This window comes from Sphingomonas kaistensis (genome assembly GCF_011927725.1).
Classification (GTDB): domain Bacteria; phylum Pseudomonadota; class Alphaproteobacteria; order Sphingomonadales; family Sphingomonadaceae; genus Sphingomicrobium; species Sphingomicrobium kaistense.
This window is the reverse complement of record NZ_JAATJC010000001.1, coordinates 2,146,316-2,170,942: the sequence shown is the minus strand read 5'-3', so window position 1 is coordinate 2,170,942 and position 24,627 is coordinate 2,146,316. Positions and strand designations below refer to the sequence as shown.

Sequence of the window (24,627 nt, the reverse complement as noted above, 5' to 3'; positions counted from 1 at the left end):
CCGGACCGGGCCGGGGTCCACCCCCTCACTTGTTGCGTAGGTCCTCGATCTCGCGCGACAGGCTGTTCTCTTTCTCGACCGTAATGCGTTCGATCACCGCCATCCGCTCTTTGAGCTGGCGAAGTTCTTCACGCAGCCGGTCGGATTCGAGCCGCTCGGCGGCGCTGGCATTGGCGTCCGGAAGGCCGTGGCCGTGGCCGTGGCGATGGCGGCGATTGCCGTCGGGTATGCCCATCTTGTGCTTGATGATCTGGAAGGCAAACACCATCGCGATCAGGACGAGGACAAAGACAAACGGATCCCTCACTGCACCTTTTCCCGCATCGTCTCGAAGCTGACCGGCGAATCGCGCAGCGCCTCGATCTGGGCGGCGGTCTGGATGCCTCCATCGGTGGCGATGCGCTCCAGGACGCGGACCCGCTGCTCGAGCTCGGCGACGCGGCTGGCATACTGGGCAGCCTTTTCGGCGGTATTTTCACCCATGGCGGTAAGCTGCCGCTCCTTCATCTCCATCGATCGCATGTAGACCTTGGCGAGAATGGCGATGATGGGGATCATCATGCCGATGATCGGGATCATAAGTGGCGACATGACTCGAGAACCTCTTGCAATGTGAGAGGGATACTAGCGCAGTTCCTCGATTTCGCGAGCGAGACTGCGGTTGTTCGTGAGGACATAGCTTTCGACGTCGGCCAGGCGGCGGTCGATCGCCTTCAGGTTCATGCGGATGTCGCGCGCGGTGCGGGTCGGGGAGACCCGGACCTGCTGCCAGAAACGCTTGTCCTCGGGACTGTCGTTGCTGAGTTCGCGCGGACGATCCTCGGCGATCATTCCGAGCACGAAGTAGAAGGGCAGGACCGCGAAACCGGAAAGCCAGATCGCCATAAACATCATGATCCGGACGACCAGGACATCGAGCCCGGTATAGTCGGCGATGCCGGCGCAGACGCCCATCACCTTGCCGTTGCGCTTGTCCTTGTAGAAGCGGGTGCGGGTCGGCGGCTGGGTAGCCATGTCAGCGCACCTCCCGGGTCCGGCTCCGCTCGGACAGGCGAGCGAATTCGGCGTCGATATCGAGGTCTGCGCTGCGCGACGGGAGCGCCTGCTGCTCGGGCGCGCATTGCTGGCGCCAATTGGGATTTTCGGCGGTCATGATGCGCTCGATCGAGCACATCCGGTCGTCCAGCCGGCGAGCCAGGTCGTGCAATTCCTCCAGCAAGCGTTCGTCACCACCGGTCAGCGTGGCTGCAGTCTTCCAGCGCGTGACGTAGTGCATGATCAGCCATGGCAGGCCAATAAACAGCATGCCGACGATCAGTACTGGGATCAGTACGTCTTCCACCAATCATTCCCCCTTGTTCGCGAGGCGCGCCTTGAGCGCTTCCAATTCCTTGTCGACCTGCTCCTCGGCGCGGAGGTCGGCGATCTCTTCTTCCAGGCTCTTCGGCCCGGTCATGCCCAGCGCTTCGGCGCGGCCTTCGGCGAAGTCGGCGCGGCGCTCGAGCAGCTCGAAACGGCTGAACGCATCCTCGGTCCGGCTGCCGTTCAGCATCTCGCGCGCCTTGGCACGAGTGACCGCGCTTTCGATCCGGGTCGAGATGGCGTTCTGGCGCGAACGTGCCTCGCGCAGCTTGCCCTGCAGCTTGGCGATGTCGGCTTCATAGGCCTTGAGGGTGGTGTCGATCACCGCCACCTCGGCCTCAAGGCCCTTGGCCATGTCGGCCGCCTTCTGGCGCTCGATCAGCGCGGCCTTGGCGAGGTCCTCGCGGCCCTTGGAGAGCGCCAGCTCGGCCTTTTCGGTCCAGCTGTCGGTGATCCCTTCCAGGCGAACCATCGCGCGGCGCATTTCCTTGGCGTCGGCGATGCTGCGCGCAGCCGACGCGCGGACTTCCACCAGCGTTTCCTCCATCTCGAGGATGACCATGCGGATCATCCGCGAGGGATCCTCCGCGCGATCGAGAAGCTCGGTCAGGTTGGCGGCCATGATGTCCCGGGTGCGGGAAAAGATGCTCATTCTATTCGTACCTCACGAGAGTGGGGCCCTGTCTGTGCTACCAACTATGCACGTCCCGTGCCAGTTTTGTGAAAATACGGGAAACGCCAAAATCCGCCGTCGAACGACTGTCGGTTGGTCGGAAAAAACTTGCCAAGGCTTGGAAAATCACACCAACTCTTGCCCGTGGCGCGCACCTTGAATTTCATCGGCCAGAGCATCCCGTTCCTCGACGCCGTCGAGCGGGCGAGCCGTGCCGCGCCGCTCAACCGCCCGGTGCTGGTGATCGGCGAGCGCGGGACCGGCAAGGAATTGATCGCGGAGCGCCTGCACCACCTGTCCGGCCGCTGGGCCGGGCCGCTGGTGACCATGAATTGCGCGGCACTGCCCGAGAACCTGATCGAGGCCGAGCTGTTCGGACACGAGGCGGGTGCCTTCACCGGCGCCGCCAAGACCCGCAAGGGCCGCTTCGAGGAGGCCGATGGCGGAACCCTGTTCCTCGACGAACTGGCGACCCTGTCGAGCCCGGCGCAGGACCGGCTGCTCCGCGCGGTCGAATATGGCGAGGTGACGCGCATCGGCGCCAGCCGTCCGGTCAAGGTCGATGTCCGCATCGTCGCTGCCACCAACGAACATTTGCCGCGCCTGACCGACGAGGGCAAGTTCCGCGCCGACCTTCTCGACCGGTTGAGCTTCGAAGTGGTGACCCTGCCGCCGCTTCGCCTGCGCAAGGGCGACGTGTCGCTGCTGGCCGAACATTTCGGGCGGCGCATGGCCTCCGAACTCGAATGGACCGGCTGGCCCGGTTTCTCGCGCGAGGCGATGAGCGCGCTCGAGAATTACGGCTGGCCGGGCAACGTCCGCGAGCTGCGCAACGTGATCGAACGCGCGGTCTATCGCTGGGACAGCCCGGACGAACCGATCGCTGCGATCCAGTTCGATCCGTTCGCCTCGCCCTGGTCGCTCGGAGCTCCTGCCGTGGCAGCCGCCCCCGCTGCCGCCCCGGCTCCGGTTGATGACGAGATCGAAACGACGCCCGCCGCCATGACCCCCACCGCGGAAACCGGCGATTTCCGTGCGGCAGTGCACGCCTATGAACGCGCGATCCTCGAACAGGCGCTCAAGTCCAACCGCTTCAACCAGCGCGCCACCGCCGCCGCGCTGTCGCTCAGCTACGACCAGCTGCGTCACGCGCTGAAGCGCCACAAGCTGATGGACAGCGAACCCGCCTGACCTCCTGCCGCGTTGACTAACGACTGGCCGCTGACCACATGGCCGGTACGTCTTTACCAGCCAAGGAGCTTGATCATGGCCTTCACCGTCGCCCCTCTGCCGTACGATTATGCGGCGCTCGAGCCGACCATCGATGCGGCCACGATGAAGCTTCACCACGACAAGCATCACCAGACCTATGTCGACAACCTCAACAAGGCGGTCGAGGGCGATCCGTCGCTTCAGGGCAAGAGCCTCGAAGAGCTGGTCGCCAATGCCGGCGCCGGCTCCAAGGTCGTGCGCAACAATGGCGGCGGGCACTGGAACCACAGCTTCTTCTGGGAGATCATGACTCCCGGCGGTGGAAGCCCGAGCGGTGAGCTGGCGCAGGCGATCGACAGCGCGTTCGGCTCGCTCGATGGCCTGAAGGAAAAGTTCAATGCGGCGGGCGCCGGCCAGTTCGGCTCGGGCTGGGCATGGCTGGTTGCGGTGCCGGGGCAGGGGCTGGTGGTCAGCTCGACCCCCAACCAGGACAATCCCCTGATGGACGTCGCCGAAGTGAAGGGCACCCCGATCCTCGGCAACGACGTGTGGGAGCACGCTTACTACCTCACCTACAACAACCGCCGCGCCGATTATCTCAAGGCATGGTGGGACGTGGTGAACTGGGACAAGGCGGCCGAGCATCTGGCTTCGGCCAAGTAAGCTGATCGTTCAGGGGGCCTCGGCGTTGAGCCGGGGCCCTCAAGCTTTCAGCCGGTAGCCCGACCGGAAGATCCACCAGATGCCGGCCAGGCAGGTCGCGCCGAACGCCAGAGTCGCGCCGAGCGCCAGCCCGAAGCTGACGTCCGCGGTGCCGAAGAAGCACCAGCGGAAGCCGTTGATCAGATACACCACCGGGTTAAATAGGGTGATCGTCCGCCACGGCTCGGGCAGCATGTCGATCGAGTAGAAGGCGCCGCCAAGGAAGGTGAGCGGGGTGACCACCAGCAGTGGGATCACCTGCAACTGCTCGAACCCCTTGGCCCAGACGCCGATGATGAAGCCGAACAGGCAGAATGTCACCGCCACCAGGATCAGGAAGGCGAGCGCTGCGATCGGATGCTCGACCCGCACCGGCACGAACAGGTGCGCGGTGGCGAAGATCACCAGCGCCACCAGCGTCGCCTTGGTCGCCGCCGCACCGACATAGCCCAGCACCGTTTCCACCGCCGACAGGGGTGCCGAGAGGATCTCGTAGATGGTGCCGGTGAACCGCGGCATGTGGATGCCGAAGCTGGCGTTGAAGATGCTTTCGGTGAACAGGCTCAGCATCATCAGTCCGGGCACGATGAATGCGCCGTAGGGAATGCCGTTGACCTCGGTCATCCGGCTTCCAATCGCCGAGCCGAAGACGATGAAATACAGGCAGGTGGTGATCACCGGCACCGCCATTCCGGTCCACAGGGTGCGGCGGAAGCGGTGCATCTCGAACTTGTAGATGGCGAAGGTGCCGCGCAGGTTCACTTCACGCCTCCATGGATCAGCCCGACGAAGATGTCTTCGAGGCTCGACTGCTTGGTGTCGAGGTCCTTGAAGGCAATGCCCGCGTCGCGCATCGCCGCCAGCAGCGAGGGGATGCCGGTCCGCTCTGCATGGCGATCGAAATCGTAGGTCAGGGTCAGGCCGTCGTCCGACAGCCTTGGCTTCCAGTCCTGAAGGGCTGGCGGGACGTCGGAAAGCGGCTCGGCAAGCTGCAGGTGCAAGGTCTTGCGGCCGAGCTTCTTCATCAGCTCGGCCTTTTCCTCCACGAGGATCAACTCACCCTTGTTGATGACCCCCACCCGGTCGGCCATCTCCTCGGCTTCCTCGATGTAATGGGTCGTCAGGATGATGGTGACGCCCTTCTCGCGCAGCAGGCGGACCATTGCCCACATCTCCTTGCGGAGTTCGACATCGACCCCGGCGGTGGGCTCGTCGAGGAACAGGATGTCGGGTTCGTGGGCCAGCGCCTTGGCGATCATCACCCGGCGCTTCATGCCGCCCGACAGGTCCTTGAGGATATTCTTGCGCTTGTCCCACAAGGTGAGGTCGCGCAGCACCTGTTCGATATGGGCGTCGTTGCGGGGCAGGCCGAACAGCTCACGGCTGAAGGCGACGGTGTTCCAGACCGGCTCGAACACGTCGATGTTCATTTCCTGCGGGACGAGGCCGATCCGCCGCCGCGCGCCTTTGTAGTCGTTCAGCCAGTGCTTGCCCTCGACCAGCACTTCCCCCGACGTCGCGCGGACCAGGCCGCAGACGATCGAGATCAACGTCGTCTTTCCTGCGCCGTTCGGACCCAGCAACGCAAAGATCTCGCCGGAAGCGATGTCGAGGTCGACGCTCTTCAGCGCCTCGGTACCGCTGGCATAGGCCTTGCGCAGGCCTCGAATGGACAGTGCAGGAGTGCTCATTCGACGGGTCCTGGCTCTTCGGGTTTGGCGTCCTCGGTATTGAGGCCGTGGCGCAGCAGCATCGGCACGTTGGCGGCGGCGAACAGAAGGGTGAGGGGGATCGCCCCCCACAGCTTGAACCCGACCCAGAAGTCGGTGCTGCTGTTGCGCCAGACGGCCTCGTTCACGGCGGCCATGACCAGGAAGAACAGCGCCCAGTTGCGGGTCAGCTTGCGCCACCCTTCCTCGTCGAGGCCGGGATAGGCGCTGCCCAGGACCAGCTTCAGCAGCGGCTTGTCCTTCCACAGGCCGAAGCCGAGCAAGGCGGCGACGAACAGGTAGTAGATGGTGGGCTTGAGCTTGATGAACGTCTCGTCGTGCAGCCACAGCGTCAATCCGCCGAGGACCACCACCATGAAGCCGCTGAACCACAAAAGCGGCGACACGCTGCGATAGCGGATGGCGGAATAAGCCACCGCCGCCACCATCGCGACCATGAACACCCCGGTCGCGACGAAGATCTTGGTCAGCGGCGAAACCGGCGCCAGGAAATTGACCAGGAAGAACAGGAGCAGCGGACCAAAGTCGATCAGCAGCTTCGACCCGCCGGCGGGTTCGGCCTTCGCGCTCACGACGTCAGTCCGGCGATGGCGCGGGCTACGGCGCGGGGGTCGAATGGACGAAGGTCGTTCACTCCCTCGCCGACACCGATGGCGTGGATCGGCAGCTTGAAGCGCTCGGCCGCGGCGACCAGGACGCCGCCCCGGGCAGTGCCGTCGAGCTTGGTCATCACCAGTCCCGTGACCCCAGCCAGATCGCGGAACACCTCGATCTGGTTCAATGCGTTCTGCCCGGTGGTCGCGTCGAGGACGAGGATGACGTCGTGGGGGCTTTCGGGGTTAAGCCGCCCGAGAACCCGGCGGACTTTGGACAATTCCTCCATCAGGTGGGTCTTGTTCTGGAGGCGCCCGGCAGTGTCGACGATCAGGCAATCGATCCCGGTCGCGGTGGTCTGCTTGACGCCATCGAACACGATCCCCGCCGCATCGCCGCCTTCCTTGCCGCTGATGACGGGCGCGTCGATCCGGTTTCCCCAGATGCGCAGCTGTTCGATGGCGGCGGCGCGGAAGGTATCGCCCGCCGCGAGCATGACGCCATAATCCTGTTCCTTGAGCCAGGCGCCGAGCTTGCCGATGGTGGTCGTCTTGCCCGACCCGTTGACGCCGATCACCAGGATGACGTGCGGCCGTGGGAAGCCCCAGATATCGAGCGGCTTTGCGACCGGCGCCAGGATCGCTTCCATCTCCTCCGCGAGGATAGTGCGCAGGCCCCGTTCGTCGAGTTGCTCGAACCGGCGGGCGGCGATCGCGTTGCGGATGCGCTTGGAGGCTTCCGGACCGATGTCCGAAGCGATCAGCGCTTCCTCGATGTCGTCGAGGGTCGAGGTGTCGAGCGCGGCCTTCGCGCCGGTGCCGAGCCCGCCGATATTGTCGCCGAGACGGTCGGCGGTCTTGCGAAAGCCGCCGGTAAGTTTGTCGAGCCAGCTCATTGGAGGTCGATCGTGCCCTTGAAGACGTGAGTTGCCGAGCCGCGCATCCGAACCGGCTCGCCGGGGGCCCAGGCAATGGAGAGACTGCCGCCAGCCATGTGGACCGTCACCGGTGACGTGACAAGGCGGGCGCGGATCGCGGCGACCGCGGTGGCGCAGGCCCCGGTCCCGCAGGCGCGGGTAAGGCCGGCACCGCGCTCGAACGTCTGGAGGCGAAGGGCATTGCCTTCGACCTGCGCGACGTTGACGTTGATGCGTTCGGGAAAAACCGGATCGGTTTCGATGCCCGGCCCGATCCCCTCGACATCGGTGTCATCGAGATCGTCGACAAAGAAGACGGCGTGCGGGTTGCCGACATTGACGATGTAGGGCCTGTCGAGATTCTCCCAGCCCATCGGCATGGGGTCGGTCGGCAGCGGGTAGGCGAGGGGGATGGCATCCCATTCGAAGCGCGGCTCGACAAGCGTGACCTCGACCTCCGAGCCGTGGGCGGCGCCGCTGAGCAGGCCGCCGGCGGTTTCGATGGTGGCGGCGCCGGTCAGCTTGACGACACAGCGCGTGGCGTTGCCGCAGCTTTGCACCTCGCTGCCGTCGGCGTTGAAAATCCGCATCCGGAGGTCGGCTGTCGCGCTCGGCTCGAGCAGGATCAACTGGTCACAGCCGATGCCTTCGCGGCGGTCGGCGATCTGGCGGGCGAGGGCCTCGGTTATCGCCAGCGGCTCCTCGCGCGCGTCGAGGATGACGAAGTCGTTTCCGAGCCCATGCATCTTGTGGAATTGCCGAAGCATCGCTGGCGACTTAAGCGGGCGCGAAACCTTCTGTCCACTTCTCCGGAGTTGATCGGCAATGCCCCGCGCCGCCCAAGACGTCATGCAATCGCTGATCTTCTCAGCCGTCCTCGATGCCATCGCCGCACTGAAGAGTGCGAGCGGCAACCTCCCCAACAACCTGCTGCGGCAGGTGCAGGCGATCCACGGCAACGTGACCATGGCGGACCTGCCCAAGGAATTGCAGGATGCGATTGCCGCAAGCACCCGGGCCGCCTTCGCCGGGCTGCTCAAGGAGGGTTATGCGGTCGCACCGCGCGATGCAGGGCCGGCGCGGCCCATGCCGCGGCAGGGCGAAGTGGTCGCGCGCGGGGTCGACCGCACCTCGCGTCCGTCGACCCGCGGACCGCGTTCCGATGGTCCGCGCGGCCCGGCTGGCGGCGCTCCGCGCGGGCCGCGCGGAGATCGCCCCTCGGGAGGACCCTCGCGCGGTCCACGCGGGCCGCGTCCGCCCCGGCAGGGCTGAGCGGTGAACGGACCGGCCTTGGCGCCGCGCCCGCGGCCACTCGCCTTTCTTCCCAAGGCGCTGTTCCAGCCGGAACGGCCGCTGCGCTATGTCGCGATCGCCTGGGCCTGCGCCTTCTTTCCCTCGCTGCTGCTCTCGGCACTGGCCAGCCGGCTGGTGCCCGAGGCCGGCCCGGAATTTCCCAACGTCGATCCGGGCCTGCTGCTGTTCCTGCTGGTCGTGTTCGCACCGGTGGTCGAGACGTTGATCATGGGAACGGTCCTGCTGATCCTCGAGCGGGTCGCGGGTTTCCTGCCGGCGGTCGTGATCAGTTCGCTGGGATGGGGAATCGCCCACTCGCTACAGGCGACCGCCTGGGGGCTGGTCATCTGGTGGCCGTTCCTGATCTTCTCGATCGTATTCCTGACCTGGCGTCGTCGCAGTCTCGCGGTGGCGTTCGGACTGCCGATGCTCATCCACGGCCTCCAGAACCTGGGGCCGGCCTTGCTGCTGGTCGCCGGACTAAGCGGCTGACGACCGCAGGCTTTACATCGGGACAGGGGCGCCGAGCTTCTCCGCGATGCGCCGGATTTCCTCGTCGCTTGGAAGCGAGGGCACGTCCCGGCCGGGTGAGGCAGCCTCATCGGGGATCCCGGGCCCGGTGCCGGCAATCGTCTCGTTCTTTGGCGCTTCGTTTGGGCCGGTGCTGATCTTCTGGCTGTCGTGCATCGTCTTGCCTTTCGTTCGCGTCGCGGGCTGCGATGAAAGGCGGGAGCGGGGCCAACTGTTCCGGCCTTGATTGATTAGGCGGAAAGCCCGGCCCATATGTGAGGGGAAACGAGCTGCCGCGTCCGGCGGCGCCTAGGAGCCCATCGCGTTGACGACCCTTACCCTGCCTATCCTTCCGCTGCGCGACATTGTCGTCTTTCCCAAGCGGATCGTGCCCCTGTTCGTCGGTCGCGAGAAGTCGGTCGCCGCGCTTGAAGCGGCGATGGGCGAGGACAAGCAGATCTTCCTCGTCGCGCAGCTCGACCCGTCGGAGGACGATCCCGACCGCGACGCGCTGTACGACCTTGGCGTGATCGCCACCGCGATGCAGCTGCTCAAGCTGCCCGACGGCACCGTTCGGGTGCTGGTCGAAGGCGTGAAGCGGGCTCGCCTGATCTCGCTGTCTAACGAGGAAGGGCATCTCACCGCGCAGATCGAGGAAGTCGAGGAGGAAGCAGCCGAGGGGCCCGAGGCCCAGGCGCTGATGCGTTCGGTGCTGGAGCAGTTCGATAATTACGCCAAGCTCAACAAGCGCCTTCCGGCGGAAACCGGCGTCCAGCTGGCCGAGATCGAGGAAGCGTCGGTGCTGGCCGACGCGGTCGCTTCCAACCTGTCGGTCAAGGTCGCCGACAAGCAGGCGCTGCTGGGCGAGCTCAATCCCGCGCGCCGGCTGGAGATGGTGTTCGCCTTCATGGAGGGCGAGCTTGGCGTTCTGCAGGTCGAGAAGAAGATCCGCAGCCGCGTGAAGCGGCAGATGGAGAAGACCCAGCGCGAATATTATCTCAACGAGCAGCTGAAGGCGATCCAGCGCGAGCTTGGCAACGAGAGCGAGGACGGCGGCGACGAGCTGGCCGAGCTTGCCGCCAAGATCCGCAAGACGCGGCTCAGCAAGGAGGCTCGGGTCAAGGCCACCGCCGAGCTGAAGAAATTGAAGGCGATGGCGCCGATGAGCGCCGAGGCGACCGTCGCGCGTAACTATCTCGACGTGCTGCTGGGCCTTCCGTGGGGCAAGAAGAGCAAGCTCAACAAGGACATCGTGGTCGCCGAAAAGGTGCTCGACGACGACCATTACGGGCTTGAGAAGGTCAAGGACCGGATCGTCGAATATCTCGCGGTGCAGGCCCGAACCAACAAGCTGAAGGGCCCGATCCTTTGCCTCGTCGGTCCGCCGGGCGTCGGCAAGACCTCGCTCGGACGCTCGATTGCCAAGGCCTGCGGGCGCGAATTCGTTCGCCAGAGCCTTGGCGGCGTGCGTGACGAAGCCGAGATCCGCGGGCACCGCCGGACCTACATCGGCTCGCTGCCGGGCAAGATCGTTTCGAACCTCAAGAAGGCGGGGACGTCCAACCCGTTGTTCCTGCTCGACGAGATCGACAAGCTGGGTCAGGATTTCCGCGGCGATCCGGCCTCGGCGCTGCTGGAGGTTCTCGATCCCGAGCAGAACAGCAAGTTCCAGGACCATTACCTCGAACTCGATTACGACCTGTCCGACATCATGTTCGTGACCACCGCGAACAGCCTCGACATGCCGCAACCGTTGCTGGACCGGATGGAGATCATCCGGCTCGAGGGCTACACCGAGGACGAGAAGGTCGAGATCGCCAACCGCCACCTCATTCCCAAGCAGCTTGAAGCGCACGGGCTGAAGGAAGGTGAACTGACGATCGCCGACGACGGCCTGCGCGGCGTGCTGCGCTACTACACCCGCGAGGCCGGCGTCCGGACCCTCGAGCGGGAACTGGCCAAGATCGCCCGCAAGGCGCTGCGCCAGATCCTCGAAGGCAAGGCGACCAGCGTGGTCGTCACCGCAGAGAACCTCAACGACTTCCTGGGCGTGAAGCGGTATCGCTTCGGGGTCGGCGAGGATGAGGATCAGATCGGCGCGGTGACCGGGCTGGCCTGGACCGAGGTCGGCGGCGAACTACTGACCATCGAAGCGGTGACCGTTCCCGGCAAGGGGCAGATCAGGACCACCGGCAAGCTTGGCGAGGTGATGACCGAGAGCGTCCAGGCGGCGTGGAGCTTCGTCAAGGCACGCAGCCCCGCTTACGGGGTCAAGCCGAGCGTCTTCGCCAAGAAGGACGTCCACGTCCATCTGCCCGAAGGCGCGGTGCCCAAGGACGGGCCGTCGGCGGGTATCGGCATGGTGACGGCGCTGATCTCGACCCTGACCGGGGTCCCGGTGCGCCGCGATGTCGCGATGACCGGGGAAGTCACCCTGCGCGGACGCGTGTTGCCGATCGGCGGCCTCAAAGAGAAGCTGCTGGCTGCCCTTCGCGGCGGAATCACCACCGTCCTCATTCCGCAGGAGAATGAAAAGGACCTGGCGGAGCTTCCGGCCAAGCTGCGCGATGCCCTGACCATCGTCCCGGTGTCGCATGTCGACGAGGTGCTTGCGCGGGCGCTCAGTTCCAAGCTCGAGCCGATCGAATGGAGCGAAGCGGACGAGCATGCCGCCGAGCCGGTCGCGCCAACGCAGCCGCAAGCCTCTTCGGCGCTTCGCCACTAGCGCTTTCGCATTGGCATCGGCACCTAGGGGCCACATTCATTTGTACTCGCGGCGAAGTGATGCCGCGAGAGAGGAAGGTTTATGAACAAGCAGGATCTGATCGGGCAGGTCGCCGATCGAGCGGGCCTCAACCGGATGGACGCCGCCCGGGCGGTCGAAACCATGCTCGAGGTGATCACCGATGCCCTCAGCCGCGGCGACGAAGTGCGGCTGGTCGGCTTTGGCAATTTCGTGGTGACGCGGCGCAAGGCGTCGGTGGGGCGCAATCCGCGCACCGGCGAACCGCTCCAGATCGACAGCACGGCGCAGCCGAAATTCCGCGCCGGCAAGCTTCTCAAGGAAGCAGTGCAGTAATCACGCTGGACAGGGTGCGGAGGCTTCGCTAACCGCCCCTCCCATCAGGCGTGGGCGCGTAGCTCAGTGGTAGAGCACACCCTTCACACGGGTGGGGTCGCAGGTTCAATCCCTGCCGCGCCCACCACGCCTCCTCCTCCTACTGCAGATAGGCCGCGCTGAAGCTGGCGACCCGGCGGATCTCGTCCCAATCGTCGAACAGGATGTCGCGCCCCTCACGGCGGATCAGTCCCTGGCGCTCGAGATCGGCGAATACGCGGTTGACGTTGACGCTGGTCTGACCGGTGATGTCCGCAATCTGCTGCTGGGTGAACGGATTGGTCAGCCGGTGCTGTGCCGGATCCACTCCGCTGCGTTCGGCGAGTTCGCACAGCAGGTGAACCACCCGAGCCGTCGAATCGCGTCGTCCGCAATTGAGCAGCCACTCATAGCCGATCGAGGCGTGGCGCTGCGTTAACTTCCAGAAAAACCGGGCAAGCTCCGGATTGGCATCGACCACCGGGTCGAAATCGCGCTGCTGGACCACCAGGACGCGGCTCCGCACGATGGCCTGGATGCCGTAATCGGCCGCGGTGTCGCCGGGCAGGATGCCATCGCCTGCGAAGCGCAGGGAAATGATCTGGCGCCGACCGGTTCCATCCGCCTTATACTTGGCGAGGATGCCGCTCTCGACGAAAAAGACCTCGTTGCGGTCGGATCCCGCTTCCCGGAAGGGACGGCGCGGGTCGACCTCGACCGACTTGCTCGGCATCTCCTCGAGCACGGCCGCAAGGTGAGGCTCGAGGCCAGCCTTCAGCAGGGCTTCTCCGAGCGGGACGTCGCCGCCGGCGGCTCCTCTGGAGCGCTTGGTCATCGTGTTCGTCACCTTTCCTCCCCTGCAAGGAGGAATATCGCGCTTCGGTTCTGAACGTGCAAGTCGATTAACACAGGTTAATTTTCACCTTCTGCATGGATGATCGACCTCCAGCTATCACGGAGGGCATGAACAAGAGCTTCTGTCGCAGCTTGCGTGCTGCCAAGGTCGGGCAAGGCCGGCCAGCCCCGGTCGGGAAAGGATTGCTCCTGGAAAATTCGTTCTCTTGCATAGCGGGGGAGAACATGAAAATGCACGTGGGGATCGACCATCATCAGCATGAGATAATTGATCCGCTCATAATCGCTGAACTGGCGAAGCACCCGCTCGATGCAAGTAACCAGTTCTCCCTGCTCGATAATCGCCTCGCGGGAAAGGTCGCCATAGCTGGTTTCCTCGCCCATCGCACACAGGATCAAACTGCCCAGCGTCGGTTGCGCAGGACGCACCAGGACGGCCCAGTGGCTCCCCTGGTGGAGGAGGGTGCGGGGGTATCCGAACTTGACCAGGGTCGCGTGCGGCGAGGGTTCAGGCATCAACTATAGTCTTGCTTGCATCGGGGAGCCGCCCCCCTTAAGGGGCTGACGCGCCGTGCCAAGCCGTTTTTGATAATGGCCGGGCACGGTAGTGGCGATCGTAGCTCAGTTGGTTAGAGCATCGGCTTGTGGTGCCGAGGGTCGCGGGTTCGAGCCCCGTCGATCGCCCCATCATCCTTTCCTTCAGCGATCCGGAATCATCCCCGCCCATGACCGACTTGTGGAGCCTGCCCGACTTCGACGGGCACGAGGCCGTGACCCATGTTTCCGATCCTGCGAGCGGGCTCCGGGCGATCATCGCGATGCACAGCACGCACCTCGGCCCGGCGGCGGGCGGCAGCCGATTCTGGCATTATGCCAAGGACGAGGAGGCGCTGACCGATGCGCTGCGCCTGTCGCGCGGGATGAGCTACAAGAATGCGATGGCCGGGCTTCCGCTGGGGGGCGGCAAGGCCGTCATCCTCGCCGATGACAAGCGCACCAAGACCCCTGCGATGCTGGCCGCCTTCGGCCGCGCGGTGGAGATGCTTGGTGGGCGCTATGTCACGGCTGAAGATGTCGGCATCAACGTGTCCGACATGCAGGCCGTGCGCCGCGAGACGCGGCATGTCGCCGGGCTGCCGGTTGAGGCCGGCGCGGTTGGCGGCGATCCGGGGCCGCACACCTCGCTCGGCGTGTTCCTCGGGATCAAAGCGGCGGTTCGCCGCGCGCTTGGCCGCGACAGCCTGTCGGGCCTGCACATCGCGCTTCAGGGCGCCGGCAGCGTGGCGAGCGGCGTTGCGCGCCGCGCCGCGGAAGAGGGCGCCCGGCTGACCATCGCCGATGTCGACACCGCCAAGGCCGAAAGCCTGGCGCGGGAAGTCGGCGGGCAGGTCGGCGACGCCGCCACCATCCTGTCGACCGAAGCCGACGTGATCAGCCCCAACGCATTGGGCGCGATCCTCGATGACGCGAGCATCGCGGCGCTTCGCGCGCCGATCGTCGCCGGCGGTGCCAACAACCAGTTGGCCCGCCCGGAGCATGGCCCGGCGCTGATGGCCCGCGGAATCCTCTACGCCCCCGATTACGTGATCAATGCGGGCGGGATCATCAACGTCTCGACCGAATATCTCCGCGACGGCGATGCCGAAGTGGTGCGGTCGCGAATCGCCGGCATTCCCGATCGTCTCGAGGCGATCTGGAGCGAGAGCGTCGCCAGCGGCCGCGATCCGGCGAGTGTCGCCGATGCGATGGCGCGCAAGCTGATCGGGCGCGGATAACCCTGTCACAACGACCGCATCGCCCACTCTCCATTTGGGCATGGTGCAATGTCGTGCGAGCCGTATAAGAGGGACCTGACAGTCCCATGCATCGCTTCGCCAACCCCGCCCGTTTCCTCAAGATCGCGAAGCCGGCCACAGCGTGGCTGCTGGGGATCGGGCTTGTCCTGAGCGCCATCGGCATCGTCGGGGCGCTGTTCCTGATGCCGCCGGACTATCTGCAGGGGCAGACCGTGCGGATCCTCCACATCCATGTTCCCGCAGCCTGGCTCGGGATGGGCGGCTGGACCGGCATTGCCGTGGCGTCCGCAGCGCAGATCATCTGGCGCCATCCGCTTGCCGGCGTGGCCGCGCGGGCCATTGCTCCGGCGGGCGCGATGTTCGCCTTCCTGTGCCTTGCCACCGGCTCGATCTGGGGCCGGCCGACGTGGGGAACCTGGTGGGAATGGGACGGGCGGCTGACCAGCATGTTGGTCCTGTTCTTCCTTTACTGCGGCTACATGGCGCTGGCCGCTGCCGAGAAGGAAAGGGGCCCCGACGGCCGTGCGGCGCCGCTTTTCGGCCTGATCGGAGCAGTCAACATTCCGATCATCCATTTCTCGGTCCAGTGGTGGAACACGCTTCACCAGGGCGAGAGCATCCAGCTGACCGGGACCACCATTGCGCCGCAGATACTGTGGCCGCTTTTCTTCACCCTGTTCGGCTTCTCCGCCCTGTTCGGCGCGATCGTGCTGCTGCGGATGCGGACCGAGCTTGCCGCCACCAAGATCGAGGCGCGGCTGCGCCGGACGGCGGCGGCATGAACCAGTGGGCGTTCGTGATCGCCGCTTATGCGGTGTTCCTCAGCGGAACGGGCGGCCTGTTGGCCTGGGCCCTGCTCGGCTGCCGCAGCGCCGAAGACCAGGCAGATAAAGTGAGCGGTCGCGGATGACACTAGCGCCCAAGCACCAGAGACTGGTGCTGGTCCTGCTGGCGGTGGCGGCGCTGATCGGCGCCGTGATGCTGGCGATGTGGGGCCTGTCCGACCGCGCCGCCTACTTCCGCACCCCGCAGGATGTCGCCGCAGGCCGGGCCGAGGTCGGCGTTCCGCTGCGGCTTGGCGGGATGGTCCAGAAGGGCTCGATCCAGCGGATGCCGGACGGGGTCAGCGTGGCCTTCGTCCTGACCGACGGCGTGGGCCAGGTACCCGTCCGCTTCACCGGCATCGTCCCCGACCTGTTCAAGGAGAATAGCGGCGCGATTGCCGAGGGGCAGCTCGGCCGCGACGGGACCTTCGTCGCCGACAACATCCTCGCCAAGCATGACGAGCGCTACATGCCCCCGCAGATGGGCAACCAAGCGGCGGAGATGATGACCCGGGAGACCGCCAAGTGATCGCCGAGGCCGGGCTTGCCGCGCTGTGGCTGGCTTTTTCGCTGGCGCTCCTGCAGTTCGGGCTGGCGGTGGTGGGCAATCGCCTCGGCGACCTGAAAACCCTGGTCGCGCCGGTCGCGGTGGCGCAGGGGTTGCTCACGCTGCTGTCCTTTGCGCTGCTGATCTGGCTGTTCCTGCGCACCGACACCAGCGTCCAGCTGGTCGCCGCCAACAGCCACAGCGCCAAGCCCTTCATCTACCGTTTTTCGGGCGCGTGGGGGAATCATGAAGGCTCGATGCTGCTGTGGGTGACCGTGCTGTCCGCCGCCGGTGCGCTTCTGGCACTGGTCGAGCGGCGGCTGCCCGAGCGGAGCCTGCGTGCGACGCTGGGGGCGCAGGCGCTTCTGGCGCTCGGCTTCTTCGGCTTCCTGCTGATCGCCTCCAACCCGTTCACCCGGCTCGATCCAGCGCCGCTGCAGGGGCAGGGGCTGAACCCGCTGCTTCAGGACCCCGGCCTCGCCTTCCATCCGCCCACGCTCTACCTCGGCTACGTCGGATTGAGCGTCGCCTTCAGCCTCGCGGTGGGGGCGCTGGTTACCCGCGAGGTCGGGCCCGCGATGGCCCGGGCGATGCGGCCGTGGGTGCTCGGCGCCTGGGTGCTGCTCACCATCGGGATCGTCGCCGGCAGCTACTGGGCTTATTACGAACTCGGCTGGGGCGGCTGGTGGTTCTGGGACCCGGTCGAGAATGCCTCGCTGATGCCGTGGCTCGCCGCCACCGCCTTGCTCCACTCGATCAACGTGCTGGCGGCCCGCGGCTCGCTCAGAGCGTGGACGGTGATGCTTGCCGTTGTCGCATTCTCCATGTCGATGATCGGCACCTTCCTGGTTCGCTCGGGCATCCTGACCAGCGTCCACAGTTTCGCGGTCGATCCGACCCGCGGCAGCTTCATCCTCGGCCTGCTGATCTTCTACACCGGCGGCGCGCTGTTGCTGTTCGCGCTGCGCATCGCGTCGGTTCGCGAAGGCGCGCGATTCGAGATCGTCAGCCGCGAAGGCGCGCTGGTCGCCAACAATCTCATCCTGTCGGTCATCCTCGGCACCGTGTTCGTGGGCACGCTCTACCCCGTCGCGGTCGAGGCGATGTCGGGGGAGAAGATCTCGGTCGGCCCGCCCTATTTTAATGCGGTGACCGGGCCGCTGGTCGTGATCCTCGCGGTCCTGCTGTTCATCGGTCCGCTGCTCCGCTGGCGGCGCGATACCCGGCCCAACCTGCGGCGCGTCGCCATGCCTGCGGTTGTCACCGCCGTTGCCTTTGCGCTGACCTTCATCGACCCGGCCATGAACCTGCTTCCGCGCCTTGGCCTGTCCTTTGCGGCGGGCCTTGCCGTGGCCAGCTTCCTGCCGCTTGCCGGACGTGACCTGCGGCGCACTCCGCTGACCATCTGGGGCATGGTGATCAGCCACCTCGGCATTGCCGTGGCGATGACCGGCGCCGCCGCCGATGCCTCGCTGACCCGCGAGACGCTGGCCGCGGCACGGATCGGCGAGGTACTAACCGTCGGCCCGTGGAAGGTGCGCTTCAACGGGGTCGACCCGGTCGCCGGGCCGAACTGGACCGCGGTCGAGGGGCACCTGGTCGCCACGCGCGGCAGCACCTCGATCCGGCTCGATCCGCAGAGCCGCTATTTCAGCTCGCCGCCGACCGAGACCAACGAAGCGGCGATCATCACGCGCCTCGACGGGCAGCTCTACACCGTGATCGGCAAGCGCGAGGGCGACCGCTGGCAGATGCGCCTGTGGTGGAAGCCGATGGTCACCTTCATCTGGCTGGGGGGCGCGTTGATCGCCCTGGGCGGCCTGCTTGCGCTGATCGGCCGCCTGCGCCGGGAGCGTGGCCGTCCACTGCCGCTTGCCGAGGCTCAGACGTGAGTCGCCGGGCCTGGCTGCTCGTCCCGCTGTTGCTGTTCGTCGGCTTTGTCGCGGCGGCGGCGTGGCGGCTGAGCGCGCCGCCCGACACGTCGATCCGCTCGCGGATGGTGGGGCGGCAGGTTCCGGCCTTCGTGACGGAGCCGATGCTGCCGGGCCGACCCGGGCTTGCCGCCGCCAGCCTCGGGCAGGGCAAGCCCCGGCTGGTCAATTTCTTCGCCAGCTGGTGCGTTCCGTGCATCGCCGAAGCGCCGGTCCTGCTCGATCTCCAGAAGCGCGGCGTGACGATCGAGGCCATCGCGCTGCGGGATCAGCCGAAGGACGTCGAGGAGTTCCTTGCCAGCTACGGCGATCCCTTCACCGCCATCGGCAGCGACCCGGTCGGGGAAGCGCAAATCGCCTTCGGTTCGTCCGGGGTCCCGGAAAGCTTCATCGTCGATGGCAAGGGCGTCATCCGCTACCAGCATATCGGACCGATCGCGCCCGAGCAGGTGGCCGAGGTGATGGCCGAGTGGGAGAAGGCGCGTTGATGTCTGCGCTTCGCCTCATGCTGGCGGTGCTTGCGCTTGCCTTCGGCGTGACCCCCGCGCTGGCCGATTCCAATCGTCCTCCTGCCCCCTACGCCTACAAGCAGCTCGCGGACCCGGCCAAGGAAGCCCGGGCGACCGAGCTGATGGCCGAACTGCGCTGCCTCGTCTGCCAGGGTCAGTCGATCCATGACAGCGATGCCGAAATGGCCGGCGACATGCGCCACCTGGTGCGGACCCGGATCGAGGCCGGCGAGAGCCCCGATAAGATCCGTTCCTTCCTGATCGATCGCTACGGCAGCTGGGTGAGCTACCAGCCGCGGCTCGATCGCGACACGTTTGTCCTGTGGATGGCGCCGCTGGCCCTGCTGGCGGCGGGCGTTTTCCTGGTCGTGCGCCGACTGAAGGTTCGCCGCTGATGGGCTTTCTGTGGTTGTTCGTGCTGCTTGCGGCCACCGCCGCCGGGCTTTGGGTTGCCGGCAGGCTGCGCGGCGCGGCGCTGCAGGTGACACTTGCGGCACTTATGCTGGGCGCTGCCGGCTACGCGCTGCAAGGCCGTCCCGATCTTGCCGGAACGCCGCGCGAAGGGGGGCTCAGCCGACCGGCGGTGCCACTGACCGAGGCCCGCCAGGCGATGCTCGGCACATTCACCGCGGGCGAGCGCTACCTGCTGATCGCCGACAGCTTTGCCCGCCGCGGCAACACGACCGAGGAACTGGGGGCGATCAGGGCCGGCCTTCGCGAGCGGCCCGACGATCTTGCCTTGAGAATCGGACTTGCCAACGCGCTCGTCGATCACGCCCAGATGATCACTCCGGCGGCCGAACTCGCCTTCGAACGCGCGCGTCAGCTGGCGCCCCGCCATCCCGCGCCGCTGTTCTTCGAAGGCCTCGCGCGGGCCAGGTCCGGCGATCTGGAGCGTAGCCTGACATTGTTCCGGGCGGCGCTTGCGCTGACTCCGCCGGGAACCAGTTACCGCCCGATGATCGAGCAAGGCGTCTCGATGGTCAGCGACAGCCTGGCCGAGCAGCAGATGGTGCCGGGCCGGGCCGGCGGGCAGGGCAGTGCTCCGCCGCAGCCGTCCCGTCCCTGAAGCGACGGCCTACTCGCCGCGTCCGGTTTCGCCCTGGAGCGCGTCGATCTCCTTCGAGGCTTCCGCCTTGGAGAGTTCGGGATCGAATTCCTTGCCGGCTTCTTCGCTCAGCGTCTGGAGATAGGAGGCCTGCGCCCCCGTCATCGGCTCGCCGCCGGTGGTCCAGTGATCGGGATCCTTGACCGCGTTGCCGGTCGGATGCGCCTTGGGATCGGTGTCGGGCTTCGTCGTCATTCTTCGAGCCTTCTCAGAGAGTTGAGTTGGCTGAAGAACGACGACGTTCCGTTTATGTTCCGTAATTAGACCGGCACGAACTCGAGGTCGAGCGCTTCGGCGACGGCCTGATGGCGGATCTTGCCGCCGCTGACGTTGAGCCCGTTGGCGAGATGCGGGTCGGCCTTCATCGCGGCTTCCGCGCCCAGGTTGGCGAGCTTGAGGGCGAAGGGCAGGGTGGCGTTGTTTAGCGCGAAGGCACTGGTACGGGCCACCGCGCCCGGCATGTTGGCGACGCAATAATGGATCACGCCATCGACCTCGTAGACCGGGTCGGCGTGGGTGGTGGCGTGGCTGGTTTCGAAGCAGCCGCCCTGATCGATCGCGATGTCGACCAGCACCGAGCCGCGCTTCATGGTCTTGAGCATCTCGCGGGTGACGAGCTTGGGCGCCGCGGCACCGGGCACCAGCACTGCGCCGATCACCAGCTCCGCTTCCTCGACCGCGCGCGCAATGGCGTCACGGCTGGCATAAGCGGTCTTGATCTGGCTGCCGAAGAACATGTCGAGCTCGGCCAGGCGCTCGTTCGAAATGTCGTAGATGGTGACGTCCGCGCGCATGCCGACCGCCATCTGCGCCGCATTGACGCCGCTGACGCCGCCGCCGAGGATCGCGACCTTGGCCGGGGCAACTCCGGGAACGCCGCCGAGCAGCACGCCGCGACCGCCCTGGGCCTTTTCAAGGTAGTGCGCGCCGACCTGAATGCTGAGTCGGCCCGCGACTTCGCTCATAGGCTTGAGCAGCGGCAGCGCGCCCGAGCGTGAGGTCACCGTTTCATAGGCGATGCAGGTCGCGCCGGACTTCATCAGTCCCTCGGCCTGCGGCTTGTCGGCGGCGAGGTGGAGATAGGTGAACAGCAGGTGGTGCGGCTTGATCATCGCGATCTCGCTCGCCTGCGGCTCCTTGACCTTGACGATCATCTCGGCCGTCTCGAACACCGCGGCGGCGTCGGGCAGGATGGTCGCGCCAGCCTTCACATAAGCACTGTCGGGGCAATCGATGCCCTTGCCGGCACCCGTCTCGACGAACAGCTCGTGGCCGGCCGCAACCAGCTCCTTGACGGAAGCCGGGGTCAGGCCGACTCTATACTCGTGGTTCTTGATTTCCTTGGGCACGCCGACACGCATGGAACGATTGCCTCTTCGAGAGTTGATTGTTCGGTGGTTGCGCGCGCCTATAGACCGGGAATGCGCAGTTGCACCAGCCGATTGCGAGCGGACACTCGCGCTGCTAGGGGCCGCGCCCGATGAACGTCACCGCTGAAGGCGCTGCCCAGCCCGCCCCCCAGGCGGTGACCGAGGACAGCCATGGCCATCATGTCCAGGGTTCGCTCGCCAAGCTGATGCTTGGCGCGGCGGGCGTGGTGTTCGGCGACATCGGTACCTCGCCCATCTACGCCTTCCGCGAAACCTTCGCCGGCCATCACACGCTGGAGCCCGACCAGCTTCACATCTTCGGCGTGCTGAGCCTCATCTTCTGGTCGATGATGATCATCGTGACGCTGAAATACGTCACCATCATCATGCGCGCCGACAACAAGGGCGAGGGCGGAAGCCTGGCGTTGCTGGCCCTGATCAACCGTTCGACTGGGACCACCCGGCGCTGGACCGGCGGGATCGTCATGCTGGGCGTGTTCGCAACCGCCCTGTTCTACGGCGACAGCATGATCACCCCGGCGATTTCGGTGCTGTCGGCGGTGGAGGGGCTGAAGACGGTCAACGGGGCCTTCGAGCCCTACGTCATCCCGCTCTGCATCGGCATCCTGGTCGGCCTGTTCATGATCCAGAGCCGGGGCACGGCCAAGGTCGGCAATCTGTTCGGTCCGGTGATGATCGTCTATTTCGTCACCCTAGCGGTGCTCGGGACGACCCACCTCGTGGCGGCGCCCGGCTTGTTGCTGGAGATGCTCAATCCGCTGAACGCGCTCTATTTCTACTATCAGGAGCCGCTTCCGGCCTTCATCGCAATGGGGTCGGTGGTGCTGGCGGTAACGGGCGCCGAGGCGCTTTACGCCGACATGGGACACTTCGGTAAGCGGCCGATCCGCTATGCCTGGATCTTCGTCATCGTGGCCCTGCTGCTCAACTATCTCGGGCAGGGCGCCATGCTCCTCCAGCAATCGCCCGAACAGGCCCGCGAGCTGGTCAAGAACCCGTTCTTCTTCCTCGCGCCCGAAAGCCTGCGCCTGCCGCTGGTGCTGCTTGCGACCTGCGCCACGGTGATCGCCAGCCAGGCGGTGATCACCGGCGCCTTTTCGGTCACCCAGCAGGCGATCCAGCTCGGCTTCATCCCGCGCCTCAGGATCCTTCAGACCAGCGAGTCGGCCAAGGGCCAGATCTACATTCCGGTGGTGAACTGGGCGCTGATGGTCGCCGTGGTGCTGCTGGTGGTAAGCTTCGGCAGCTCCTCGAACCTTGCCGCCGCCTACGGGATCGCGGTGACCGGCGCGATGTTCATCGACACGCTGCTGCTGGCGGTGGTGTTCTTCTCGCTGTGGAAGTGGCCGGCGTGGAAGGCCGTGCCGCTGCTGGCGCTCTTCCTGCTGGTCGATATCCTGTATTTCGGCGCCAACCTCCTCAAGGTGCCGGACGGCGGCTGGGTGCCGCTGGTGGTGGGCGTGATCGGCTTCACCCTGCTCACGACCTGGGCCAAGGGCCGCAAGCTGATGCTCGACCGCATGGCCGAGGCGAGCTTGCCGATGGAAGTGTTCGTGAAGTCGGCCGCCAACAGCGCCACCCGCGTTCCCGGTACCGCGGTGTTCATGACCTCCAGCGCAAAGGGCGTGCCCCATGCGCTGCTGCACAACCTCAAGCACAACAAGGTGCTGCACGAGCGGGTGATGCTGCTGACCGTCCGGATCGAGGACGTGCCCTATGTCCGCGAGGAGCGCCGGCTGGAGACGGAGGATTATACCAACGGCTTCTTCCGGGTGGTCCTGCGCTACGGCTTCATGGAAGAGCTCGACGTCCCGACCCAGCTCGGCAAGCTTCAGGATTGCGGGCCGGTGTGCCGGATGATGGACACCAGTTTCTTCCTTGCCCGGCAGACCCTGATCTCGACCGCCCGGCCTGGCATGGCGAGCTGGCGCGAGCGTCTGTTCGCGTGGATGCTGCGCAATTCGGAAAGCGCGATGGAGTTCTTTAAGCTGCCGCCGAACCGCGTCGTCGAGCTTGGGAGCCAGGTGGAGATTTAGGTCAGGTGGACCTTGCGGCACGCGCCGCGCATTACCCTGCCCATGGATCAAACCGCCTCGTGGATCGCCACCGCCGCGACCATCATCGCCGCCTGCTTCACCGCCTCTAACCTCGGCAGCCGGATCACCGGCATCGGCTTCATCATCTTCACGATCGGGTCGATCGCCTGGTTCGCGACCGGGGTGCTGACGGGGCAGCCGGCACTGGTATGGACCAATGCCGTGATGACCCTGCTCAACCTGTTCGGCGTCTATCGCTGGCTGGGGCGGCAGGCCAAGCTGGAGGAAGGGGCGACCAAGGCGGCCGAGGCCAGCGCATCGGCGCCGGGTGACGACCTGTTCCCCGCGTCCAGCCTGACCGCCTCACGCCTGCTCGGCCGAAGCGGCGAGACGCTCGGCAACACGGTCGATGCGATGCTGAGCTGTGACGGCGGGCGGTTGCGCTACCTAGTGGTCGCACAAGGCGGGGTGGCCGGCGTGGGCGAAACGCTGCGCCGGGTCGACTGGCGCTACGCGGGGGTTTCCGAGGGAGCGGTGAAGACCGATTTGTCGCCAGAGCAGTTCGAACGGCTGCCCGAGCTCCAGAAGGACAATTGGCCCGGACGATGAGTGGAGCATTGATCGTCACTGCGGCCCTCGGGCCCGAGGATTTCGCCTGGCTCGACGGCCAGCGGCGGGCCTATTTCCCTCCGGAGCGCAACCAGCTGGCGGCGCACCTCACCATGTTTCATGCCCTTCCTCCCAGCGCCGAGGCGGAGGCGGGAAGGGTGCTCGCCCGCGAGGCCGCCAACCCCGCGCCGAGGGCTTCCGTCGCCGGCCTGATGAACCTTGGCCGGGGGGTCGCCTACCGGATCGTGTCGGACGAGCTGGAAGCCATCCGCCGCAATATCGCCGACCATTTTCACGGCTTCCTGACGTCACAGGACGGGCAGGGCTGGCGACCGCATGTGACGGTCATGAACAAGGCCGAGCCGCGAGCGGCCAAGGCACTGCTGAACGAACTTAAGGCGGAGTTCAGCCCGCGACCCCTCAGGATCGCGGGGCTGGAGCTCCACCGCTACCTTGGCGGCCCGTGGGAGCGGCTGGGGCGGTGGAGCTTCCGGGGCTAGCTGAGGTCGCCGACCCCGTCGCAGCTGAGTTCGAAGGCAGCCATGCCGGATTCCAGCACGCTGGCGAGCATCGGCATCTCGAGGAACAGGTCGACCACGTTGCCGCCCCTGATCTCGTCGGTCGCTTCGGAAATGGCTTCGTCCCAGTCGGACGCTTCGTAGGTGCCCTGACCGACCCAACAGAAGGCGAGCAGTTCGGCCTGCTGGTCCTCGGCCAGGTCGTCGATCGCGGCGCGCAATTCTTCCTCAACGCCGTCATTGACGTCGTCGTCGAGGACCGAAAGAGCCTCGCCGTCCTCGCCGTCGATATTCTCCGCGTCCTCGCCCGCATCATAGTCCGACGGGACCTGGGCTTCATATTCCTTGGCGCGTAGGATGATACGGCAGATCGTATCAAGCGGCGTGAGCGGGTCCATTATTGGTGATCTCCTT

The 24,627-nt window shown here is 66.0% G+C and carries 33 protein-coding genes and 2 tRNA genes; 19 read left to right on the top strand and 16 right to left on the bottom strand.

The genetic code is table 11. The features are described 5' to 3' along the window. Positions 1-25: 25 nt before the first annotated feature. From GGQ97_RS10705 to pspA, 5 genes are read right to left on the bottom strand one after another with little or no spacing between them, the layout of a single operon-like run. A complete protein-coding gene (locus GGQ97_RS10705; protein ID WP_168069447.1) occupies positions 26-307 on the bottom strand; it encodes a hypothetical protein in 282 nt (93 codons plus the stop codon). Next, a complete protein-coding gene (locus GGQ97_RS10700) occupies positions 304-591 on the bottom strand; it encodes a hypothetical protein (protein WP_168069439.1) in 288 nt (95 codons plus the stop codon). Before GGQ97_RS10700 ends, GGQ97_RS10705 begins: the two co-directional genes overlap by 4 nt. Positions 592-624: 33 nt before the next feature. Next, positions 625-1,014, bottom strand: coding sequence for an envelope stress response membrane protein PspC (gene pspC / locus GGQ97_RS10695; RefSeq protein WP_168069438.1), 390 nt, complete (start codon positions 1,012-1,014; stop codon positions 625-627). Position 1,015: 1 nt separating this feature from the next. Beyond that, a complete protein-coding gene (gene pspB, locus GGQ97_RS10690; RefSeq protein ID WP_168069437.1) occupies positions 1,016-1,342 on the bottom strand; it encodes an envelope stress response membrane protein PspB in 327 nt (108 codons plus the stop codon). A 3-nt stretch (positions 1,343-1,345) separates the two neighbouring features. Continuing rightward, positions 1,346-2,014, bottom strand: a complete 669-nt coding sequence (gene pspA, locus GGQ97_RS10685; protein ID WP_168069436.1) for a phage shock protein PspA — start codon at positions 2,012-2,014, stop codon at positions 1,346-1,348. 165 nt (positions 2,015-2,179) lie between these two features. Between pspA and pspF the strand changes: the two genes are divergently transcribed. After that, the gene (gene pspF / locus GGQ97_RS10680; protein ID WP_168069435.1) at positions 2,180-3,226 is read left to right on the top strand and encodes a phage shock protein operon transcriptional activator; all 1,047 of its coding nucleotides are present in this window, start codon (positions 2,180-2,182) and stop codon (positions 3,224-3,226) included. Positions 3,227-3,301: 75 nt separating this feature from the next. Then, complete coding sequence (locus GGQ97_RS10675) at positions 3,302-3,910, top strand: superoxide dismutase (RefSeq protein WP_168069434.1); 609 nt, start codon at positions 3,302-3,304, stop codon at positions 3,908-3,910. Positions 3,911-3,949: 39 nt separating this feature from the next. Here GGQ97_RS10675 and GGQ97_RS10670 read toward each other — a convergent pair whose 3' ends face one another. Genes GGQ97_RS10670 through dapF form a run of 5 tightly spaced genes read right to left on the bottom strand, consistent with a single transcriptional unit; the run spans position 3,950 to position 7,956 of the window. Beyond that, positions 3,950-4,711 carry an ABC transporter permease gene (locus GGQ97_RS10670; protein WP_168069433.1) on the bottom strand — a complete coding sequence of 254 codons (762 nt, stop codon included), beginning with the start codon at positions 4,709-4,711 and terminating at the stop codon, positions 3,950-3,952. Continuing rightward, on the bottom strand, positions 4,708-5,640 hold the full coding sequence (locus GGQ97_RS10665; protein WP_168069431.1) for an ABC transporter ATP-binding protein: 933 nt from the start codon (positions 5,638-5,640) through the stop codon (positions 4,708-4,710). The genes GGQ97_RS10670 and GGQ97_RS10665 overlap by 4 nt, the downstream gene beginning before the upstream one ends. Then, entirely contained in the window at positions 5,637-6,251 is a 615-nt protein-coding gene (locus GGQ97_RS10660; RefSeq protein ID WP_342448519.1) for a septation protein A, read from the bottom strand. Before GGQ97_RS10660 ends, GGQ97_RS10665 begins: the two co-directional genes overlap by 4 nt. Then, the gene (gene ftsY / locus GGQ97_RS10655) at positions 6,248-7,168 is read right to left on the bottom strand and encodes a signal recognition particle-docking protein FtsY (RefSeq protein WP_168069430.1); all 921 of its coding nucleotides are present in this window, start codon (positions 7,166-7,168) and stop codon (positions 6,248-6,250) included. Before ftsY ends, GGQ97_RS10660 begins: the two co-directional genes overlap by 4 nt. Continuing rightward, on the bottom strand, positions 7,165-7,956 hold the full coding sequence (dapF, locus tag GGQ97_RS10650) for a diaminopimelate epimerase (RefSeq protein ID WP_168069429.1): 792 nt from the start codon (positions 7,954-7,956) through the stop codon (positions 7,165-7,167). Before dapF ends, ftsY begins: the two co-directional genes overlap by 4 nt. Before the next feature lie 58 nt (positions 7,957-8,014). Here dapF and GGQ97_RS10645 point away from each other — a divergent pair, with 58 nt between their 5' ends. Then, entirely contained in the window at positions 8,015-8,461 is a 447-nt protein-coding gene (locus GGQ97_RS10645) for a hypothetical protein (protein ID WP_168069427.1), read from the top strand. Positions 8,462-8,464: 3 nt separating this feature from the next. Continuing rightward, positions 8,465-8,974, top strand: a complete 510-nt coding sequence (locus GGQ97_RS10640) for a CPBP family intramembrane metalloprotease (protein WP_168069425.1) — start codon at positions 8,465-8,467, stop codon at positions 8,972-8,974. A 12-nt stretch (positions 8,975-8,986) separates the two neighbouring features. On the opposite strand, the gene GGQ97_RS10635 is transcribed toward GGQ97_RS10640, so the two are convergent. After that, complete coding sequence (locus GGQ97_RS10635; RefSeq protein ID WP_168069424.1) at positions 8,987-9,169, bottom strand: hypothetical protein; 183 nt, start codon at positions 9,167-9,169, stop codon at positions 8,987-8,989. 148 nt (positions 9,170-9,317) lie between these two features. On the opposite strand from GGQ97_RS10635, the gene lon reads away from it, so the two are divergent. The 3 genes from lon to GGQ97_RS10620 all read left to right on the top strand — a co-directional run bounded on the left by lon (position 9,318) and on the right by GGQ97_RS10620 (position 12,198). Continuing rightward, a complete protein-coding gene (gene lon, locus GGQ97_RS10630) occupies positions 9,318-11,717 on the top strand; it encodes an endopeptidase La (RefSeq protein WP_168069422.1) in 2,400 nt (799 codons plus the stop codon). An 81-nt stretch (positions 11,718-11,798) separates the two neighbouring features. Next, on the top strand, positions 11,799-12,071 hold the full coding sequence (locus tag GGQ97_RS10625; RefSeq protein WP_168069421.1) for an HU family DNA-binding protein: 273 nt from the start codon (positions 11,799-11,801) through the stop codon (positions 12,069-12,071). 52 nt (positions 12,072-12,123) lie between these two features. Further along, positions 12,124-12,198, top strand: a tRNA-Val gene (locus tag GGQ97_RS10620). Positions 12,199-12,210: 12 nt separating this feature from the next. Here GGQ97_RS10620 and GGQ97_RS10615 read toward each other — a convergent pair. Both GGQ97_RS10615 and GGQ97_RS10610 read right to left on the bottom strand, forming a co-directional pair. Beyond that, complete coding sequence (locus GGQ97_RS10615) at positions 12,211-12,936, bottom strand: helix-turn-helix domain-containing protein (RefSeq protein WP_168069419.1); 726 nt, start codon at positions 12,934-12,936, stop codon at positions 12,211-12,213. A gap of 65 nt (positions 12,937-13,001) precedes the next feature. Further along, positions 13,002-13,460 carry an HIT family protein gene (locus tag GGQ97_RS10610; RefSeq protein ID WP_168069418.1) on the bottom strand — a complete coding sequence of 153 codons (459 nt, stop codon included), beginning with the start codon at positions 13,458-13,460 and terminating at the stop codon, positions 13,002-13,004. A gap of 94 nt (positions 13,461-13,554) precedes the next feature. On the opposite strand from GGQ97_RS10610, the gene GGQ97_RS10605 reads away from it, so the two are divergent. From GGQ97_RS10605 to GGQ97_RS10570, 9 genes are all read left to right on the top strand, one after another. Next, positions 13,555-13,631: transfer RNA gene (locus GGQ97_RS10605), tRNA-His, on the top strand. A 38-nt stretch (positions 13,632-13,669) separates the two neighbouring features. Next, the gene (locus tag GGQ97_RS10600; RefSeq protein WP_168069416.1) at positions 13,670-14,719 is read left to right on the top strand and encodes a Glu/Leu/Phe/Val family dehydrogenase; all 1,050 of its coding nucleotides are present in this window, start codon (positions 13,670-13,672) and stop codon (positions 14,717-14,719) included. Between the two features lie 86 nt (positions 14,720-14,805). Then, the gene (ccmC, locus tag GGQ97_RS10595) at positions 14,806-15,522 is read left to right on the top strand and encodes a heme ABC transporter permease CcmC (protein WP_168069414.1); all 717 of its coding nucleotides are present in this window, start codon (positions 14,806-14,808) and stop codon (positions 15,520-15,522) included. Beyond that, positions 15,519-15,650, top strand: a complete 132-nt coding sequence (locus GGQ97_RS14550) for a hypothetical protein (protein ID WP_280740512.1) — start codon at positions 15,519-15,521, stop codon at positions 15,648-15,650. Before ccmC ends, GGQ97_RS14550 begins: the two co-directional genes overlap by 4 nt. Next, positions 15,647-16,093: a cytochrome c maturation protein CcmE gene (gene ccmE / locus GGQ97_RS10590; RefSeq protein ID WP_168069408.1), complete on the top strand. Its 447-nt coding sequence runs from the start codon at positions 15,647-15,649 to the stop codon at positions 16,091-16,093. The genes GGQ97_RS14550 and ccmE overlap by 4 nt, the downstream gene beginning before the upstream one ends. Next, a complete protein-coding gene (locus GGQ97_RS10585) occupies positions 16,090-18,003 on the top strand; it encodes a heme lyase CcmF/NrfE family subunit (protein WP_168069407.1) in 1,914 nt (637 codons plus the stop codon). Before ccmE ends, GGQ97_RS10585 begins: the two co-directional genes overlap by 4 nt. After that, on the top strand, positions 18,000-18,530 hold the full coding sequence (locus GGQ97_RS10580) for a DsbE family thiol:disulfide interchange protein (RefSeq protein WP_168069406.1): 531 nt from the start codon (positions 18,000-18,002) through the stop codon (positions 18,528-18,530). The genes GGQ97_RS10585 and GGQ97_RS10580 overlap by 4 nt, the downstream gene beginning before the upstream one ends. Next, positions 18,530-18,946: a cytochrome c-type biogenesis protein gene (locus GGQ97_RS10575; RefSeq protein ID WP_168069405.1), complete on the top strand. Its 417-nt coding sequence runs from the start codon at positions 18,530-18,532 to the stop codon at positions 18,944-18,946. Before GGQ97_RS10580 ends, GGQ97_RS10575 begins: the two co-directional genes overlap by 1 nt. Beyond that, the gene (locus tag GGQ97_RS10570) at positions 18,946-19,620 is read left to right on the top strand and encodes a tetratricopeptide repeat protein (RefSeq protein WP_168069404.1); all 675 of its coding nucleotides are present in this window, start codon (positions 18,946-18,948) and stop codon (positions 19,618-19,620) included. The genes GGQ97_RS10575 and GGQ97_RS10570 overlap by 1 nt, the downstream gene beginning before the upstream one ends. Positions 19,621-19,629: 9 nt before the next feature. Here GGQ97_RS10570 and GGQ97_RS10565 read toward each other — a convergent pair whose 3' ends face one another. Both GGQ97_RS10565 and ald read right to left on the bottom strand, forming a co-directional pair. Further along, positions 19,630-19,854: a DUF3072 domain-containing protein gene (locus GGQ97_RS10565; RefSeq protein WP_168069403.1), complete on the bottom strand. Its 225-nt coding sequence runs from the start codon at positions 19,852-19,854 to the stop codon at positions 19,630-19,632. A gap of 65 nt (positions 19,855-19,919) precedes the next feature. Continuing rightward, on the bottom strand, positions 19,920-21,020 hold the full coding sequence (ald, locus tag GGQ97_RS10560) for an alanine dehydrogenase (protein WP_168069402.1): 1,101 nt from the start codon (positions 21,018-21,020) through the stop codon (positions 19,920-19,922). Positions 21,021-21,139: 119 nt separating this feature from the next. Here ald and GGQ97_RS10555 point away from each other — a divergent pair, with 119 nt between their 5' ends. Genes GGQ97_RS10555 through GGQ97_RS10545 form a run of 3 tightly spaced genes read left to right on the top strand, consistent with a single transcriptional unit; the run spans position 21,140 to position 24,195 of the window. Then, a complete protein-coding gene (locus GGQ97_RS10555; protein WP_168069401.1) occupies positions 21,140-23,086 on the top strand; it encodes a potassium transporter Kup in 1,947 nt (648 codons plus the stop codon). Between the two features lie 42 nt (positions 23,087-23,128). Next, entirely contained in the window at positions 23,129-23,695 is a 567-nt protein-coding gene (locus GGQ97_RS10550) for a PRC-barrel domain-containing protein (RefSeq protein ID WP_168069399.1), read from the top strand. Then, entirely contained in the window at positions 23,692-24,195 is a 504-nt protein-coding gene (locus GGQ97_RS10545; RefSeq protein WP_168069397.1) for a 2'-5' RNA ligase family protein, read from the top strand. Before GGQ97_RS10550 ends, GGQ97_RS10545 begins: the two co-directional genes overlap by 4 nt. Here GGQ97_RS10545 and GGQ97_RS10540 read toward each other — a convergent pair. Then, positions 24,192-24,611 (bottom strand): DUF3775 domain-containing protein, encoded by a 420-nt coding sequence (locus GGQ97_RS10540; protein ID WP_168069395.1) that lies wholly within the window; start codon positions 24,609-24,611, stop codon positions 24,192-24,194. The genes GGQ97_RS10545 and GGQ97_RS10540 overlap by 4 nt on opposite strands. Positions 24,612-24,627 lie beyond the last annotated feature (16 nt).